The organism is Streptomyces sp. NPDC001770, from assembly GCF_053596135.1.
On sequence record NZ_JBSFFN010000047.1, the window covers coordinates 20,572 to 37,601 of the forward strand.

Genomic DNA, 17,030 nt, shown 5'->3' on the forward strand with positions numbered 1-17,030 from the left:
GGCCGGGGGTCAGGCCCGGAGGGTGGCGCCGCCGTCCACGTACAGGTCCTGCATGGTGATGTGGCGGGCGCGGTCGGACAGCAGGAACGTCACGGCGTCGGCGATGTCGGAGGGGTCCGCGATGCGGCCGAGCGGAATGCCCGTCCGGTACGCGGCGAGGTCGCCCGCGACGACGCGGTCCGCGGCGGCGGCCACGTCCGCCGGGTCAAGATCGGCCCACATGGCGCGCTGCATGTCCGTCATGGTCGAGCCGGGGCAGACGTTGTTGCAGCGGACGCCGTGCGCGGCCATCTCCAGACCGAGGCACTTGGTGAACATCGCCGAGGCCGCCTTGGACGCGGCGTACGCGGCCATGCCGGCGCGCGGGATGCCCGCCGCGTTGGAGGCGACCGTGACGATGCCGCCCCGGCCGCGCGCGGCCATCCGCCGGGCGGCGGAACGGGAGACGTGGAACACTCCGTCGACATTGACGGCGAAGGTGGCGGCCCAGTGCGCGTCGGTGGTGTCGAGCACGTCGGCGTTGCGCAGCACACCGGCCACGTTGACCGCGAACTCCAGGGGACCGAGGGCTTGTTCGGCCTCCTCGACCGCCGCATCGACGGCTTCGGCGTCGGTGACGTCGAGCGGGCGGGCGACCACCCGGGAGCCGTACTTCCGTGCGAGGGCCTCGATGCCGTCGGCGGCGACGTCGGTGGCCACCACCCGGGCGCCGCGCTCCACGAGCGCGGTGACGACGGCCTCGCCGATGCCCCGCCCGGCGCCCGTGACGAACGCGAGCCTCCCGTCGAACTCGGTGCTCACTTGACCATGGCCTTCCGGAGGTCGGCCAGGACGTTCACCGCGGCCTCCGCGCCACCGAGGCTCGTCCACATCGAGCCGTCGATCTCGGTCACATGGCCCGCCTTGACCGCGCCGAGCTGCTGGTACGCGGGCTTCCTGGAGAGCTGGTCGACCACGCCGGAGGTGCCGGTCGAGGTCAGGGTGCCGATGAAGAGCCAGTCACCGTCGATCTCGGCGAGGTTCTCGTCGCTGATCGGCGTGGAGTGGCCCTCGCCCTTCTCGGCCTGGATGCCCGGACGGGTGAAGCCGAGGTCGTTCAGCACGTCGCTGACGAACACGCCCTGCTGCATGACGGCGGAGCCCTGCGGGGAGTAGCGGGCGACGGAGACCTCGGCGCCGGCCTCGGGACCGAGGTCGCTCTTGAGGGCGGCGACCTTCGTGTCGTAGCCGGCGAGGAAGGCGTCGGCCTCGTTGGCCTTGCCGAGCACCTCACCGGTGAGCGACAGGGACTTCTTCCAGTCCTTGTCGTTCCCGATGGTGACCAGTGTGGGCGCGATCTTCCGCAGCTGCGCGAGCACCTGGGTGTCCGTCATCTGCCCGGCGAGGATCACGTCCGGGTCTGCCCGGACCACCTTCTCGATGTCCGGGCCGGTGACCGCGCCCACCACCGGGATGCCCTTGGCCTTCTCCGCCAGGTACGCCGGGGCGCCCTTCTGGCCGCGCCCCGCCGTGAGGCCCACCGGCTTCACGCCGAGGGTGAGCGAGGAGTCGAGGTCCATCTCGCTCAGGACCACGACCCGCGAGGGATCGGCGGGGACGGTCACCTCGGTGCCGGCCGCGTCGGTGACGGTCGTGCCGCTCTTCCTGCCGGAACCACCGGACGCGGCACCCGAGTCCGAGGAGCCGCAGGCGGTCGCCGTGAACGCGCAGATGCCGAGGACGGCGACCGCGGCCAGCGGGCGGACGGTGCGGCGGGGAGTGGGGGACTGGTTCGGCGTCATGGCCGGAAACCTCCGTGGGAAGGGTGGAACGGGCGGGTGCTTGATGTCCCGTCATGGGGGGACGGGCCACGTGCGGGCACGACGAATCCCGGCCGGATCGGCGTGGGGGGCCCCGGACCGGTCATCGTTACTTAGGTTAGGCTAACCATATGTTCAATGCGCAAGGGGGCCCTCCAGGGAGGGTGAAAACCGGGACATCCAGGGCCTTTCATGGGAATCGGACCGGAGTGGGCAGCGGAGACCCGTATCCGGCCGGGACCGCTGGAGCGAAGACCGAAGACCCGCACCCGGCCCGGAGTGCCGTCGGAGCTCCGGCCGAGTGCCGGACCTCAGGAGCGGGGGCCCGGGGCACGCGTCCGTCCAGGTGGACCTCCGGGGCGGAGGCCGGGGGGCGTCGTCCGGCCAGGTGGGCCGTCGTTGCCCTCGTCGCCCTGCTCGGCCTGGTCCTCGTCTCCCTGCTGACCGGCACCGGCTCCACCCCACCCGCCCGGGCCTGGGACTACCTCTGGGGCGACCCGTCCGCCCGTGCCGACGCCCGACTGCGCCTCGCCGTCATGGACGTACGCCTCCCGCGCACCCTCGCCGCGATCCTGGTGGGCCTCTGCCTCGGCTCCGCCGGCTGCCTCCTCCAGGCCGCCACCCGGAACCCCCTCGCGGAGACCGGGCTGCTCGGCGTCAACTCCGGCGCCGCGTTCGCCGTCGTCCTCGGACTCACCTTCTTCCACGCCGAATCCTCCGGCGCCCTGCTGGTCTGGGCGCTGCTCGGCGGCATGGCGGCGAGCGCGGTCGTCCTTCTGCTCGCCGCCTCCGGGCGGTCCGCGGGCTCACCGCTGCGCCTGGTGCTCGCCGGTGCCGCGCTCAGCGCGACCTTCCACGGCCTCACCTCGTACGTCCTGCTGGGCACCCAGTCCACCTTCGACACCTACCGCTACTGGACCATCGGCTCGCTCGCCGGAGTCGAAACCGGTCAACTGGTGCCCCTCGTACCACTGGTGGCGCTCGGCCTGCTCACCGCGGGCTGCTGCGCCAGGCCGCTCGCCGCCCTCGGCCTCGGCGACGACGGAGCGCGCTCGCTCGGCCACCACCCCGGGCGGATCCGCCTCGTGGTGGCCGTCGCCGTGTCGCTGCTCGCCGGCTGCGCCGTCGCGGTCGCGGGGCCCATCGCCTTCCTCGGACTGCTCGCGCCCTACGCCGCGCGCGCCCTGGCCGGCGCGTCCGTGGGCGCCCAACTCGCGCTCTCCGCACTGATCGCCGCCGACGTCATGATCCTCGCCGACATCCTCGCCCGGATCGTCATCCGCCCCTGGGAGACCCCGGTCAGCGTGCTCCTCGCCTTCGTCGGCGGCCCCCTGCTCGTCTGGATCGCCCGCTCCTCCCGCCTCTCCACCGCGGGGGCCGCCGCATGACCGGGAACACCCGGCCCGCGCCCGTCGGGCCCCGCCCCGCCGCGGACGGCCTCCCCCGGCGGAAGCCTGCCCGGCCGGATCTCACCCCGCCCGACTCCACCGTGCTGCGCGCCGGAGGTCTCTCCTGGCTCTTCCCGCGCCGCAGCGCCCTCGTCGCGGCGCTTCTCGTTCCCGCCCTCGCGCTGCTCGTGGCGGTCGCCGTGCTGGCCAGCTCCTCCGGCATGAGCCCGACGCGGACCCTCTCCGGGCTGCTGGGCACCGGCGACGCGGGCACCGTGATGGTCATCCAGGAATTCCGGCTGCCCCGCGTCCTCGTCGGCATCATGGTCGGCGCCGCGCTCGGCATCTCCGGCTGCCTCACCCAGACCCTCGCCGGAAACCGGCTCGCCACCCCGGACCTGGTGGGCGTCAACGAAGGGGCCACGGCGGCGGTCGTCGCCGCGGCCGCCGGAACCTCCACCGGCATGGTCGGCATGTGGTGGCTCGGCCCGGTCGGTGCCGTCGCCGCCGCCGCGCTCGTCGTGCTGTGCGCGGGCGGGGCCGGCAGCGCCGGCTACCGCGTCCTGGTCACCGGCATCGGCGTCTCCACCTTCGTCGGGGCCGTCAGTGACCTCGTGATGTCCCGCGAGAACGACAACTCGGCGGGCGGGGTGTTCCTCTGGGCCGTCGGCAGCCTCAACGGCCGTGACTGGGCGGCCGGTACGCCTCTGCTGATCGCCCTCTGCTTCCTCGTCCCATGGGCCCTCGCGTCCGGACACCGACTCCAACTCCTGCGCTTCGAAGACGACATGGCCGCCACGCTCGGCGTCGACCTGCGCCGGGTGCGCGCCGCCGCGCTCGCCCTGGCCGTCCTGCTCGCCGGGGTCGCCGTAGGCGTCGGCGGACCGGTCGCCTTCATCGCGCTGGGCGCCCCCATCCTCGCGCAGCGACTGGCCGGACCCACCCGGGTACCGGTCCTCGGCGCGGGCCTGGCCGGAGCCGCCCTCGTCACCGCTGCCGACGCGCTCGCCCGCGTCGCCGCCCCCGTCGAACTCCCTGTCGGCGTCGTCACCAGCGTCCTCGGCGGGCCCTTCCTCCTCTGGGTCCTCTTCCGCTCGGACCGCACGGAAGCAAAGGCATGAGCACCCCCGTCATGAACACCTCCACGAAGAACGCCCCGGGCGGCCTCGAAGTCCGCGGGCTCCACGTCTCGTACCCCGGCCGCACCGTCGTCAAGGACGCGGGGTTCACCGTGCCCGCCGGCCGGGTCGCCTCGATCGTCGGCCCCAACGGCTGTGGGAAATCGACCCTGTTGCGCGCGGTCGCCCGGCTCCACCGGCCGGAGTCCGGTACGGTCCACGCCGACGGCGCGGACATCTGGACGCTCGGCCGCCGCCCGGCCGCCCGCCGCGTCGCCCTGCTGCCCCAGTCGCCCCGCGCCCCCGAGGCGGTGACCGTCGCGGGGCTCGTACGGTACGGCCGCCACCCCCACCAGGGCCTGCTGCGGCAGTGGTCGCGCGAGGACGAGACCGCGGTGCGCGAGGCGCTGGAGGCCACCGGCACCACCGGCCTGGCCGGTGAGCGGCTCGACCGGCTCTCCGGCGGCCAGCGCCAGCGCTGCTGGCTCGCCATGGTGCTCGCCCAGCAGACCCCCGTGGTCCTGCTCGACGAACCCACCAGCGCCCTCGACCTGGGGCACGTCGTGGAGGTCCTGGAACTCGTCCGCGACGTCGCGCGTGCCGGCCGTACGGTCGTCATGGTCCAGCACGACCTGGCCGCCGCCGCCCGCTACTCCGACCTCCTCGTCGCGATGAAGGACGGCGGCGTCGTGGCCCAGGGAAACCCGCGCACCACCGTGACCGCTTCCCTGGTCCGGGAGTTGTACGGGGTGGAGGCCGACGTCCTTCAGGCACCGGTGGACGAATCGCCCGTCGTGGTCGCCCGGGCGCGCACGGCGGTGACGGAAGGAGCCACCATCGGGTGAAGGCCTCCGGAACCCGCGGGCCGGGCCCCTTCGGCCGTCTACCGTACGGTCACGCCGGCCGCGGGCCGACCCCCGAGGAGGACTCCTGTGTCATCGCTCTACGACCCGAAACACGCCCCTGCCGGCGACGTGGGCGCGGCGCTCATGATGATCGACTCACGGCTCAGGACCATCCACGACCGCGACGGCGAAACCGATCCCGAACAGCGTGAGCTGAGCGATCAGTTCGTCGCGTCCCTCGGGCCGGACGGGGCCAGGGACGTGCTGGACGGCGCGTGCACGCTGATCTACATGTTCATGACGTGGCTGCGGAAGGCCCACGAGGAGCACGGGAAGGACGTCGTCGAGTATGTGGTGCCCAACCTCGTGGCCACGATGCGCATGATGCCCGTCAGCATCCGGCCCGAGACCATCCCCACCATGGCCGGCCTGGTGATCGCGGCCGCCACCGGGCTGAGCCCCAGCCTGTGGCGCGGCCAGTTCGGGGAGTGGGCCAAGGTGGAGATGAACCCGCTGGAGGCCACCGCGTTCCTGCTCGCGGAGCACATCAACCGCATCACCGACGACCCCGACTTCGCCACCCGGCTGATCTCCGAGGCGCTGTCGCGGGCGGACGCGGAGTAGGAGCCGCCGCCGGCGTGTGCGCCCCGGGAGTACGGGCGGCCCCCGGCCGGGCCGCCCCGCCCGATGCGCGGCCGGGCGCCTGCCGCTCAGCGCCCCATCAGGTCCTCCGCCGAGAGGTGTTCGACCGTCACCCCGGTGTCGGTGAACGTGCGCGTCACCGTCCCCGAGGTATACACCCACAGGATGCGCAGCGGAGTGTCACCGACATTCCGGAAGAGGTGGGGGACGGGAGAGGGGATGTACGTGGTGTCGTAGCGCTCCAAACGCGTCACGGAGCCCTCCACCAGTACTTCCGCCTCTCCTTCGAGAATCGTCACGTGCTCGTCGCAGTTGTGCGAGTGCATCGGCGCCCCGGAACCGACCGGATAAACGCTCATTCCGCTGGTGATCCGATTCTCGCCGGCCGCCGAGACGGTCGTGACCAGCGGGGTCGTCACGATCGAACCTCCCCGGTCCAGCAACGGGACGGAGGCGGCCTTGACGATGACGCTCATGTGCAAACCCTTTCGACGGTGAGAGGCGTCGTCCGACGTTAGGGGAAACGGGCCCCGCTGAGAGGCCCCGGATGCGCACCTTTACCTTGCGTTCCGAGAAGGGTGAGCCTCTACCAGCCGGATGTACGGTCTGCTGCCATCGCACATTTCGAGTTTGTGTCGCAGATCGAAAGGCAGGGACCGGCCATGCGCCTCCCCGTTCTCCGTACCGAAGAGATGAACGAGCACCAGCAGGAGCTCCATGCCCGCATCACCGCTCGTCGTGGCGGGGTGCGCGGACCGTTCCGGGTCTGGCTGCGGAGCCCCGGGCTCTGCGAACGCGTGGAGTCCCTCGGGGCGTTCGTCCGGTTCGACTCGGACCTGCCCAAGCACCTGCGGGAGCTGACCCTCCTGATGGCCGCCCGCAACTGGGACGCCCAGTACTCCTGGAACGCCCACGTCGAGGCGGCGATCGAGGCCGGTGTACCGGCCGCCGCCGTGGACGCGATCGCCGAGCGGCGGACCCCTGAGTTCGACGACGAGGCGGACACCGCCTTCTACACCTTCTGCCAGGAGGTGCTGGAGAAGCACTTCGTCTCCGACGAGACCTTCGCCGCCGCCCACCAGCACTTCGGCTCCCAGGGCCTGGTCGACGCCATCGGCTCGCTGGGCAACTTCACGATGCTCGGCATGTGCCTGAACACCTTCCAGGTGGACCTCCAGGCCGACCGCGAGCCGCCGTTCCCCGACATCCGCGGTTTCGCCCGCGTCGCCGGTGACGGGGAGCGGTCACAGCCGTGACCCAGCCCGCCGACCGACGTACCGAGGGGAGTTGTGACGTGACGACCAGTACCGCACCGCACAGGAGCACCACCGCCGTCGAGGCGCCCCGGGAGCCGGTGGTCCGCATCCGCGACCTCAGGAAGAGCTTCGGCGGGGCCGCCGCCCTCAAAGGGGTCTCCCTCGACATCAGGCCGGGGAAGATCCACGCCCTGATGGGGATGAACGGGGCCGGCAAGTCCACGCTCGTCCAGGTACTGGCCGGAGTCCACCAGGCGGACGGCGGCACCGTCGAGATCGACGGGCAGCCGCAGCCGGGCCTGTCGACGCGGCAGGCCCGGCGGCTCGGCATCTCGACGGTGCCCCAGCGCCGCGAACTGGTCATGGAGCTGACCGTCGCCGAGAACATCCTCCTCGGCGACCTGCCCGCACCCCGCGCGTTCGTCGCCTGGAAGTCGGTCCGGGAGCAGGCCCGCAAGGCTCTCGCGGACCTCGGCATCGCCATCGACGTGGAGCGGACCGCGGGCGGGCTGACCGTCGCGGAGCAGACCATGGTCGAGGTCGCCCGCGAGGTCCGGCGCGGCGGGAGGGTCCTCATCCTCGACGAGCCGACCGCCTGCCTCGGCGCCGAGGCCGCCGACCGCATCAGGGCGCTGGTGCGGACCCTGCGTGACGAGGGCATGGCCGTCGTCTACATCTCGCACTACATCGACGAGGTGCTCTCCGTCGCCGACCACGTCACCGTCCTGCGGGACGGCGCGGTGGTGCACAGCGGGCCGGCGGCCGGCACCGACGCCGCGGGACTGGTGCGCGCCATGGTGGGCCGGGACGTCGTCTCCACCCGCCCCGAACGCCCCACCCCGTCACGGGAGACCGGCCTCGCGGTCCGGGGGCTCACGCACGGCCGCGCCATCGAGGACTTCGCGGTCGAGGTGCGCAAGGGCGAGATCGTGGCCGTCCTCGGCCCTGCCGGCGACGCGCAGTCACGCCTCTTCGACCTGCTCTCCGGCCGCCGGCGCCCCGACGCGGGCGAGATGAGCGTGGACGGCGACGCCGTACCCTTCGGCCGGATACCCCGGTCCCTCGCCAGCGGTCTGCGCTGCGTCACCGGCGACCGCAGGGCCCTCGGCCTGATCCCGGAACTCTCGCTGGACGAGAACCTGATGCTGGCCGGCGACCGCCTGGAGCGCCGCCGCCTCCAGCGCTGGTCCGCCCTCTCCCGCCGGGCCGCCCCGCGGCGGGAGAGCTACGGAGTCGTCTCCCTCACCCGCAACCCGCCCGTCGGCCGCCTCTCGGGAGGCAACCAGCAGAAGGTCCTGCTGGCGAAGTGGCTGGAGACCGCGCCCGTCGCCTGCTTCCTGGAGGACCCCACCAACGGCGTCGACGTCGCTGCCATCGCGGACATCCACACCCTCGTCGACGACCTCGCCGCCCGCGGTGTCGCCGTGCTGCTCGCCTCCTCCTCCGCCGAGGAGGTCATGCGGCTGGCCGACCGGGTGATCGTCGTCAGCGGGGGACGGGCGGTCGCCGAACACGACGTCAACACCATCACCCGCGACCAACTCGTCGCCCTCGCCCTCGGAGGACAGAGCAAGTGAGCCTCGAAGCGCCCCCGGCACAGCCCCGCGCGAAGGAAAGCAGCCCGGACACCGCTTCCGGGGCGCGCACCTCGCTGCGGTCCCTCTTCGGTGTCCCGCACGCGGGCCTCTTCGCCGTGCTGATCATCGTCGTGGTCTTCGCGAGCCTGGAGACGGACTCCTTCGCCACCTCGACCAACCTCATCAACGTCCTCCGCCAGGTCAGCGTGTCGGCGGTGCTCGCCGCCGGTCTCACGCTGCTCATGACGGCCGGAGGCATGGACTTCTCGATGGGCAGCAACGCGGCCGTGGTCACGGCGGTGGCCGCCCAGCTGCTGGCCCACGGCGAGTCCACCGCGGTGACGGTCGTCGTCTCCCTCGTGCTGGCCACCCTCATCGGCCTGGTCAACGGGCTCGTGGTCACCTACACGAACGTGGCACCCTTCGTCGCCACGCTGGCGACGGCCACCCTGCTGGACGGGGTCGCGCTGCTCGTCCTGGACGGTCTGAGCGTGTCGATCGGCACCCACCTCTCCTCCCTGGGCAACGGCAAGATCCTCGGCATCCCCTACCTGCTGATCGTGGCGGTCCTGGTGCTGGTGGTGGCCGGTCTGGTCATGAAGTTCACCGTCTTCGGCCGCGACGCGTTCGCCATCGGGGGCAACGAGCACGTCGCCCGTCTGAGCGGCATCGGCGTCAACCGGAACAAGCTCCTGCTCTACGGGCTGGCCGGGACCCTCGCCGGACTCGCCGGGCTGATGCTGCTGTCCCGGCTCGGCGCGAGCAGCCCCGGAACCGGCGGTCTGACCCTGCAGCTCACCGCCGTGGCCGCCGTCGTCATCGGCGGAACCTCGCTCGCCGGAGGCAGCGGCACCGTCGTCGGCACCGCCCTCGGCGTCGTCCTGCTCGGCGTCGTCGCCAACGCCCTGAACCTGCTCCAGGTGTCCAGCTACTTCCAGCAGATCTCGGTCGGTTCGGTCCTGCTCATCGCGGCGATCGCCAACCAGCTCCACAAGAAGTCCCGTCACTGACGCACTCCGTCACGCGGTCCGGCACTCCCGTACCGCGCCCCACTCTCCGTGCACGGCCACCGATGTCCCACGCACGCCACGAAAGGCGATACCCCATGAGCCTGTCCACCCACCCGCGAAGAGTGCTGGCCACGACCGTCGTGGGAGCCGCGCTGGCTCTCAGCGGCTGCAGCGGCCAGTCCGGTCCCGGCGGTGACTCCGTCACCCTCGGCTTCGTCAACGGCGGTGACACCGAGTTCCACACCTGCCTCCAGAAGGCGGTGGAGGCCACGGCCAAGAACGGCGACGCGAAGATCTACACGGCCAACTCGCACCAGAATCCCGGCACCGAGCTGTCCAACATCGAGGACATGATCTCGCGCAACGTCGACGCGCTCATCGTGCAGACGGTGAACGTCGACGCGCTCAAGGGCGACATCGCCAAGGCGAAGAGCGCCGGCATACCGATCTTCCTCACCTCCGTCGTCACCGACGACCCCTCCCAGATCCTCGGCGCGGTCGTCGTGGACCTGGGCGCGGTCGGCGCGCTGGACGCGGGCTGGGTGGAGAAGGACGCCGCGGGCAGGTCCGTGGAGGTCGGCGTGATCGCCGGTGCCCCCGGTGCCGCCTCCGACATGCTGGTCGCCGGATTCACCAAGGCACTGCCGGCCACCGCGAAGGTCGTCGCGAACCAGCCGGGCATGTTCAACGCGGCCAAGGCCAAGGACGTCGCGGAGAACATGATCCAGGCGCACCCGCATCTCCAGTACGCCTTCGTCGCCAACGAGGAGATGGCGCTCGCCGCCCGTACGGCCTTCTCCTCGGCAGGCGCGGACGTCAAGATCGTCACGGTCAACGGCACCGACCGGGGCCTCGAAGGGGTCGAGAAGGGCGAACTCTCCGCAACCGTGGCGAACTCGGCCATGAGCACGGGTTCCCTTGCGGTGAACAATGCGATAGGACTGCTCGACAAAAAGAAGATCAGCAAGATCGACAAGACGCCGATCCTGCTGGTCACCAAGGACAACCTGGACAAGGCTCCGCAGTACTGCCCCTGAGCCGGCGCGGGCGGCCTCCGATCGGGCGATCGGCGGTCACCCGACAGACTCCGGGCACCGGGGGCCCGCGACACCGTACCGGCACACCCGTTCCGAGACGGCCCGTTCCGGCACACCCCGTTCCGAGACGGCCCGTTCCGGCACACCCCGTTCCGAGACGCCCCGTTCCGGCACACCCGTTCCAAGACCCCCCGTTCCGGCGCACCCCGTTCCGGAACACCCATTCCGCGCACCCACTGAGTGATCCCGTTCCGGAGCGCCGCGCGGAGGCTCCGCCCGCACAACCCGCCACGCACGGCCCGGCCACCACCGGGGCCGTGAGCGGCCGGAGGTACCACCATGGACCGTCTGCTCCTCATGCGCAGCTTCGTCACCGTCGCCAACATCGGCAGCTTCAGCGGGGCGGCCAAAGCGCTGAGCTCCTCGGGATCACTCATCTCGCGCCACGTCGCGGAACTGGAACGCCAGATCGGGGTCCGTCTCGTCAACCGCACGGCCCGTTCCGTCAGCCTCACCCAGCCCGGACTCCGCTACGCGGAGTTCGCGGCGCGCATCCTGGAGGAGATCTCCGCCGAGGACTCGCACATCGCGCAGCTCCACGACCGGCCGGAGGGTTCGCTCAACATCATCTGCCCGAAGTGGATAGGCAGCCTCGATCTCGGTGACGCCATATCGGCCTTCTCCGTCGCCCACCCGAAAATCGTCGTCCGCTTCGAACTGGGCGGAATTTCCGACCGCACCTACGATTTCCTGGACGGCGGATTCGACATCGCCTTCCATACGCGCGACCTGCGGGACTCCAGTGTCCGCCTGAAGAAAATCGCCTCACTTCCCTTCGTACTGTGCGCGTCGGAGAGGTACCTGGAAGAGCACGGGACGCTGAGCCACCCGAACGACATCGCCTTCCACGACTGCCTGGTCCACGTCAACGATCCCGTCTGGCGCGTCGGGCACGGCCACGCGAGCACCCTGCACAAGATCCGCAACGTGGCGTTCTCGTCCAACTCCTACATCGCACTGCAGAAGGCGGCCGTGCACGGCCGGGGGATCGCTCTGCTCCCGCAGCGGCCGGCCTACGACGACCTGGTCTCCGGCGCGCTCCGGGTACTGCTCCCCGAACTCGCGGTCCCCGAACGGCCGTTGTACGCGATCTACGGACCCGGCCAGGAGACGCCGCGCAAGGTGACCGTATTCCTCGAATTCCTCGCCAAGTGGTTCTCGGAGAACCCCATTCCCGCCATGTGAGGCAACGGGGGCCCCGGGGCAACCGGACGACGCGACCATCCGTGCAAGAAATGATTGCATCATCCGAAATGCCGGTTCATTGAGGGCTGTGCGTACGGATTTCTATGCTGACCGGGCCGGTGCAACGCGTCCAGCGCCCGCGGCCCGCGGAACGAGGAGTTCATGGGAATTCAGAGAATAGAGTCGGTCACCTACAGCATCGACGACCTCGACGCCTGTGTCCGCTTCTTCACGGACTTCGGGCTGATCCCGGGGGAACGCACCGCCACCCGCGCCACGTTCGAGACCCAGGCGGGCCAGGCACTCCACCTCGACACCCTCCCCGGCCCCTCCCTGCCGCCCGCCCTGGAAGAAGGCCCCACCCTCCGCGAGGTGGTCTGGGGCGTCGACACCGAGGCGGAACTGGCGAAGCTCGTCGCCCGGGTCGCCGTCGACCGCGAGGTCACCCTCACCGGTGACGGGGTGCACCACACCCGGGACGAGACCGGCTTCGGCCTCGGCCTCGCCCTCGCCCGCCCCGAGGCGCCCGACACGGCCGGCGGACCCCGCGAGGCCAACACCTCCGGCAGCGTGCGCCGCTGGAACACCCCGCTGGAACCCGTCGGCCGGGTCCGCCCGCTGCGCATGTGCCACGTCGCCCTCAACATCCCCAAGGCCGGACAGGAGAAGGCCGTCGCCTTCTACCTCGACCGGCTCGGCTTCCGGGCGACCGACATCGTCAAGCCGATGGGCACCTTCATGCAGTGCGAGGGCGACGACGACCAGCACAACTTCCTGCTCTGCCACCGCCCGGACCGGGCCGGCGTCAACCACGTCAGCTACGAGGTCCCCGGGTTCGACGACGTGATCGAGGGCGGCAACCACATGATCGCCCAGGGCTGGCAGGAGGCCCGCAGGCTCGGCCGGCACACCGTCGGCTCCAACGTCTTCCGCTTCGTCCACGCCCCCTGCGGCGGCCGCGTCGAGTACGCCGCCGACATGGACCGCGTCGACGCCTCGTACGAGACCCGCGTCCACGAAACCACCCCGCCGCACCACATCTGGACCCTGCGCACCTCCCGTGACGCGTCCGGGACCCCCGCCTCCTGACGGGCCCGCGCACCCGCCGGACGACACCCGGCGCCTCCCGACTACCCACCCGCCGAGCGTGAGAGGGCACACGCACCCATGACGACCCACGACGACTACCCCGCCATCCGCATGTACATAGCGGGCGAATGGTGCGAGGGCGGGGCCGGAGCGACCGTACCGGTCGTGAACCCGGCCACCGAAGAGGTGATCGGACACGTCCCGCTCGCCACCACCGCCGACCTCGACCGCGCCGCCGAAGCGGCGGCCGCCGGCTTCGCGCTCTGGCGCGACACCCCGATAGCCGAGCGCACCGCGATCCTCCACAAAGCCGCCGCCCTGCTCGTCTCCCGCGCCGGCCAGGTCGGCCGGATCATGACCCGCGAACAGGGCAAACCGCTGAGCGAAGCCACCGGGGAGGCGAAACGGGTCGCCGGGGCCCTGCGCTGGGACGCCGACGACGCCCGCCGCGCCTACGGCCGGATCATCCCCTCCGAGGACGGCACCCTGCTCTCCGTCCGCCGCCGGCCCATCGGCCCGGTCGCCGCCTTCACCCCCTGGAACTTCCCCGCCGGTTCACCGATGCGGAAGATCGCCGCGGCGCTCTCGGCCGGCTGCTCCCTCGTCATCAAGGCCTCCGAGGAGACCCCCGGCACCGCCGTCGAACTGGTCCGCTGCTTCGAGGACGCCGGGCTGCCCGCAGGCGTGCTCAACCTCGTCTTCGGCGAACCCGCCGAGGTCTCCGCCCACCTCATCGCCCACCCCGCCACCCGGCTCGTCGCCTTCACCGGCTCCGTGCCGGTCGGCAGACTGCTCGCCGCCGCCGCGGGGGCCGAGATGAAGCCGTCGCTCATGGAGCTGGGCGGCCACGCCCCGGTCATCGTGTGCGCCGACGCCGACCCGGTGACCGCCGCCCGCCGCGCCGCCGCCGCCAAGTTCGCCAATGCCGGCCAGGTCTGCACCTCGCCCAGCCGCTTCCTCGTCCACGAGAGCCTGGTCGAGGAGTTCACCGAGGAGTTCGTCCGCGCCGCCGAGGCGGTCGTCGTCGGCGACGGGCTCGACGAGGGCGTCACCATGGGCCCGCTCGCCAACGAGCGCCGGCTGCGCGCGATGGAGGCACTCACCGCCGACGCCGTCGCCAAGGGCGCGAAGATCCGCACCGGCGGCGAACGCCTCGACCGCGCGGGCTGGTTCTTCGCCCCCACCGTCCTCACCGACGTCCCCGAGGACGCCGCGCTCATGTCCGACGAGCCCTTCGGCCCGCTCGCCCCCATCGTCGCGTTCCGCGACCTCGACGAGGCCCTGCGGATCGCCAACTCGCTGCCCTACGGCCTCGCCGCGTACGGCTTCACCCGCTCCGCCGCCACCGCCGAGCGTCTCGCCCGCGAGTTCGAGGCCGGCATCCTCTCCCTCAACCACTGCGGCGGATCCGTCCACGAGGCACCGTCCGGCGGGGTCAAGGCCAGCGGCTACGGACGCGAGGGCGGCCCCGAGGGCCTGGACGCCTACCTGGTCACCAAGCGCGTCTCCCACCTGCTGACGGACTGATCCGCCATGCGATACACCCGGGTCCGGGTGGGCGGCCGGGCCGTCTGGGGCCGCGTGGAGGACGACTCCGTACGCCTGCTCTCCGACTCCCCGCTGGACGGCGACCCCACCGTCATCGGCACCATCCCGCTCGCCGAGGCGGAGTGGCTGCCGCCCGTCGTCCCACCCGTCTTCTACGCCGCCGGCATGAACTACCCGCGTCACATCGAGCACGCCCGGCTGCTCGGCGACAAGGCCGGAGTCGTGCCCGAGCGGCCGGAGGCCGGCTACCGCGCCAACAACGCGCTGACCGGCCACGGCACGGCGATCGTGAAACCCGCCGGGGTACGCGGCCGGTTCGAGGCCGAACCGGAACTGGTCGCGGTCGTCGGCAGGACCCTGCGGCACGCCACGTACGAACAGGCGCGGGACGCCGTCTTCGGCTGGACCATCGGCAACGACGTGAGCGCCCGCACCTGGCAGCACGAGGACCGCACCTTCTGGCGAGCCAAGAACAGCGACACCTTCAAGCCGATGGGCCCCTGGATCGAGACCGACGTCGACGCCCTGGCACAGACCACCACGCTGCGCGTCAACGGCGAGACCCGCGCGCTGTTCCCGACCGGCGACATGGTCTTCGACCCCTACGACTTCATGGTCGAGATCACCCGGCACATCACCATGCACCCCGGCGACGTGCTGTGGATGGGCGCCGAGTCCACCGGCCAGATCGAGGCGGGCGACACGGTCGACGTCGAGATCAGCGGCATCGGCGTCCTGTCGAACACCGTCCTCGCCGAGCCCGACCGCCGCTGAGCGGCCACCACCTTCCCCCGAAAGGCAGTACCCCGTGAGCAAGGAACCCCGCTACATCCACCACGTCAACTTCCCCACCACCGACCCCGACCGCACCGCCGAGTGGTACGCCCGGGTCTTCGGGATGAAGCGGATCATGCCGAAGTCCAACACCCGCGTGGTGCTGATGACCCGCGGCAACTTCGACCTCCACTTCACCCCCGTCGAGGACATGGACCGGATGGCGCCTTACCACTTCGCCGTCGAGGTCGACGACTGGGACGACTTCATGGAGCACCTCGCCGACCTCGGCATCCGGCACACCCGCCCCATCGAACGCCCGGAGAACCAGTCCAAGTTCTGCTACATCCACGACCCCGACCACACGATGATCGAGCTGGTCTTCCACGGCAAGCGCCCCAACTGAACCGCCAAGACCAGGAGATCCTTCCATGCCCTACGTCGATTCAGACGGAGCGTCCATCTACTACGAGCGCCACGGCAGCGGCCCGGCGATCGTGTTCGTCCACGGCTCCGGAGGCCACCACGCCGCCTGGTGGCAGCAAGTGGCGGCCCTCCGCGACGAATTCACCGTCGTCACGCTCGACCTCCGTGGTTTCGGGCGGACCGAACTGTCCGTACCGCAGAGCGAGTTCGACGGACAGGCCTTCTACGGGGACGTCGTCGCCGTGCTCGATCAGGAGGACCTGACCGACGCCATGCTGGTGGGCCAGTCCATCGGCTCCGTCGCCGCACTGCGCGCCGGCCTCGTACGCCCCGGGCGCGTCGGCGCGGTCGTCCTCGGCCACTCGCTGGGCGGCATCAGCCACCCCGAGCTGAAGGAACTCGCCGCGGCCGACCGCGCCGAGGCCGTCAAACTCCCCGTCATCGACCGGCTGCTGACCAAGGAGTTCCAGCAGGAGCGGAAGGACCTCACCTTCCTCTTCCAGCAGATGGGCACCTTCAACACCGCCACCATGCAGGACCTGCGCAACCTCGACACCGACGGCCCCGCCCTGGACGCGATACGGGACTCGGGCGTCACCGTCGCCTTCCTCGCGGGCGAGAAGGACGCGGTGCTCAGCGTCAAGACGGTCACCCGCGCCCACGAACTGGTCGAGGGCTCGCACCTGGAGATCGTCCCGGGCGCCCCGCACTCCATGTACTGGGAGACCCCGGAGCCGTACAACGCCGCCGTCGCCCGGCTGCGCCGCACCCTCACCGCACCGAAGGAAGCCGCATGAGCACCCTCACCCTCGCCGCCGCCGAAGAGATCATCGCCGAGGCCCACCAGCGGGCCCAGGCCCTCGGCAAGGCGGTGAGCGTGGCCGTGGTGGACGCCGGAGGCTTCCCCGTCGCCATCCGCCGCCCGGACGGGGCCCGCCCCCTCACCCCGGACATCGCCCGGGCCAAGGCGTACACCGCCGCCGTCATGCAGCGCCCCGGGAAGATGCTGAAGAAGTGGCAGGAGAGCCAGCCGGTCTTCTTCTCCCAGCTCTCCCAGCTGCCCGGCGCCGCGATGCCCATCCTCGCCACCGAGGGCAGCGTCACCATCAAGAAGGACGGCGAGATCATCGGCGGCCTCGGCATCGCCGGCGGCACCGCCGACGAGGACCAGCAGATCGCCGACGAGACGCTCGCCGCCCTCGGGTACGAACTGGAGTTCGCCGCCTGGGGCGTCTCCGGCAAGCCCGTCACGAACGCCGGAAAGGACGCCTGAACC

18 protein-coding genes are annotated in these 17,030 nt (G+C 71.4%); 15 read left to right on the forward strand and 3 right to left on the reverse strand.

Translation table 11 applies throughout. The features are described 5' to 3' along the window. Window positions 1-9: 9 nt before the first annotated feature. Both ACWCSV_RS30675 and ACWCSV_RS30680 read right to left on the reverse strand, forming a co-directional pair. The gene (locus ACWCSV_RS30675) at window positions 10-801 is read right to left on the reverse strand and encodes a 2,3-dihydro-2,3-dihydroxybenzoate dehydrogenase (protein WP_451147790.1); all 792 of its coding nucleotides are present in this window, start codon (window positions 799-801) and stop codon (window positions 10-12) included. After that, the gene (locus tag ACWCSV_RS30680; RefSeq protein ID WP_451147792.1) at window positions 798-1,781 is read right to left on the reverse strand and encodes an ABC transporter substrate-binding protein; all 984 of its coding nucleotides are present in this window, start codon (window positions 1,779-1,781) and stop codon (window positions 798-800) included. The genes ACWCSV_RS30675 and ACWCSV_RS30680 overlap by 4 nt, the downstream gene beginning before the upstream one ends. 431 nt (window positions 1,782-2,212) lie before the next feature. Between ACWCSV_RS30680 and ACWCSV_RS30685 the strand changes: the two genes are divergently transcribed. The 4 genes from ACWCSV_RS30685 (at window position 2,213) to ACWCSV_RS30700 (ending at window position 5,774) form a co-directional block, all read left to right on the forward strand. Beyond that, on the forward strand, window positions 2,213-3,187 hold the full coding sequence (locus ACWCSV_RS30685; RefSeq protein WP_451147842.1) for a FecCD family ABC transporter permease: 975 nt from the start codon (window positions 2,213-2,215) through the stop codon (window positions 3,185-3,187). After that, window positions 3,184-4,308, forward strand: a complete 1,125-nt coding sequence (locus ACWCSV_RS30690) for a FecCD family ABC transporter permease (protein WP_451147794.1) — start codon at window positions 3,184-3,186, stop codon at window positions 4,306-4,308. The genes ACWCSV_RS30685 and ACWCSV_RS30690 overlap by 4 nt, the downstream gene beginning before the upstream one ends. Continuing rightward, the gene (locus tag ACWCSV_RS30695; protein WP_451147796.1) at window positions 4,305-5,150 is read left to right on the forward strand and encodes an ABC transporter ATP-binding protein; all 846 of its coding nucleotides are present in this window, start codon (window positions 4,305-4,307) and stop codon (window positions 5,148-5,150) included. The genes ACWCSV_RS30690 and ACWCSV_RS30695 overlap by 4 nt, the downstream gene beginning before the upstream one ends. An 87-nt stretch (window positions 5,151-5,237) precedes the next feature. After that, window positions 5,238-5,774 carry a hypothetical protein gene (locus ACWCSV_RS30700; protein ID WP_451147798.1) on the forward strand — a complete coding sequence of 179 codons (537 nt, stop codon included), beginning with the start codon at window positions 5,238-5,240 and terminating at the stop codon, window positions 5,772-5,774. An 86-nt stretch (window positions 5,775-5,860) separates the two neighbouring features. Here ACWCSV_RS30700 and ACWCSV_RS30705 read toward each other — a convergent pair whose 3' ends face one another. Next, entirely contained in the window at window positions 5,861-6,268 is a 408-nt protein-coding gene (locus ACWCSV_RS30705; protein ID WP_451147800.1) for a cupin domain-containing protein, read from the reverse strand. 186 nt (window positions 6,269-6,454) lie between these two features. On the opposite strand from ACWCSV_RS30705, the gene ACWCSV_RS30710 reads away from it, so the two are divergent. The 11 genes from ACWCSV_RS30710 to ACWCSV_RS30760 all read left to right on the forward strand — a co-directional run bounded on the left by ACWCSV_RS30710 (window position 6,455) and on the right by ACWCSV_RS30760 (window position 17,027). Further along, window positions 6,455-7,048, forward strand: coding sequence for a carboxymuconolactone decarboxylase family protein (locus tag ACWCSV_RS30710; protein ID WP_451147802.1), 594 nt, complete (start codon window positions 6,455-6,457; stop codon window positions 7,046-7,048). 38 nt (window positions 7,049-7,086) lie between these two features. Further along, the gene (locus ACWCSV_RS30715; RefSeq protein WP_451147804.1) at window positions 7,087-8,625 is read left to right on the forward strand and encodes a sugar ABC transporter ATP-binding protein; all 1,539 of its coding nucleotides are present in this window, start codon (window positions 7,087-7,089) and stop codon (window positions 8,623-8,625) included. Beyond that, complete coding sequence (locus ACWCSV_RS30720; protein WP_451147806.1) at window positions 8,622-9,635, forward strand: ABC transporter permease; 1,014 nt, start codon at window positions 8,622-8,624, stop codon at window positions 9,633-9,635. Before ACWCSV_RS30715 ends, ACWCSV_RS30720 begins: the two co-directional genes overlap by 4 nt. Window positions 9,636-9,730: 95 nt before the next feature. Then, window positions 9,731-10,672, forward strand: coding sequence for a sugar ABC transporter substrate-binding protein (locus ACWCSV_RS30725; protein WP_451147808.1), 942 nt, complete (start codon window positions 9,731-9,733; stop codon window positions 10,670-10,672). Window positions 10,673-11,011: 339 nt separating this feature from the next. Further along, window positions 11,012-11,917, forward strand: a complete 906-nt coding sequence (locus ACWCSV_RS30730; RefSeq protein ID WP_451147810.1) for a LysR family transcriptional regulator — start codon at window positions 11,012-11,014, stop codon at window positions 11,915-11,917. Window positions 11,918-12,079: 162 nt separating this feature from the next. Then, a complete protein-coding gene (locus ACWCSV_RS30735; protein WP_451147812.1) occupies window positions 12,080-13,006 on the forward strand; it encodes a VOC family protein in 927 nt (308 codons plus the stop codon). Window positions 13,007-13,084: 78 nt separating this feature from the next. Then, window positions 13,085-14,533, forward strand: a complete 1,449-nt coding sequence (locus ACWCSV_RS30740) for an NAD-dependent succinate-semialdehyde dehydrogenase (RefSeq protein WP_451147814.1) — start codon at window positions 13,085-13,087, stop codon at window positions 14,531-14,533. 6 nt (window positions 14,534-14,539) lie between these two features. Beyond that, on the forward strand, window positions 14,540-15,328 hold the full coding sequence (locus tag ACWCSV_RS30745) for a fumarylacetoacetate hydrolase family protein (RefSeq protein ID WP_451147816.1): 789 nt from the start codon (window positions 14,540-14,542) through the stop codon (window positions 15,326-15,328). Between the two features lie 34 nt (window positions 15,329-15,362). After that, complete coding sequence (locus tag ACWCSV_RS30750; protein WP_327178965.1) at window positions 15,363-15,734, forward strand: VOC family protein; 372 nt, start codon at window positions 15,363-15,365, stop codon at window positions 15,732-15,734. Between the two features lie 25 nt (window positions 15,735-15,759). Further along, window positions 15,760-16,551 carry an alpha/beta fold hydrolase gene (locus ACWCSV_RS30755; protein ID WP_451147818.1) on the forward strand — a complete coding sequence of 264 codons (792 nt, stop codon included), beginning with the start codon at window positions 15,760-15,762 and terminating at the stop codon, window positions 16,549-16,551. Next, a complete protein-coding gene (locus ACWCSV_RS30760) occupies window positions 16,548-17,027 on the forward strand; it encodes a GlcG/HbpS family heme-binding protein (RefSeq protein WP_451147820.1) in 480 nt (159 codons plus the stop codon). Before ACWCSV_RS30755 ends, ACWCSV_RS30760 begins: the two co-directional genes overlap by 4 nt. Window positions 17,028-17,030: the final 3 nt, after the last annotated feature.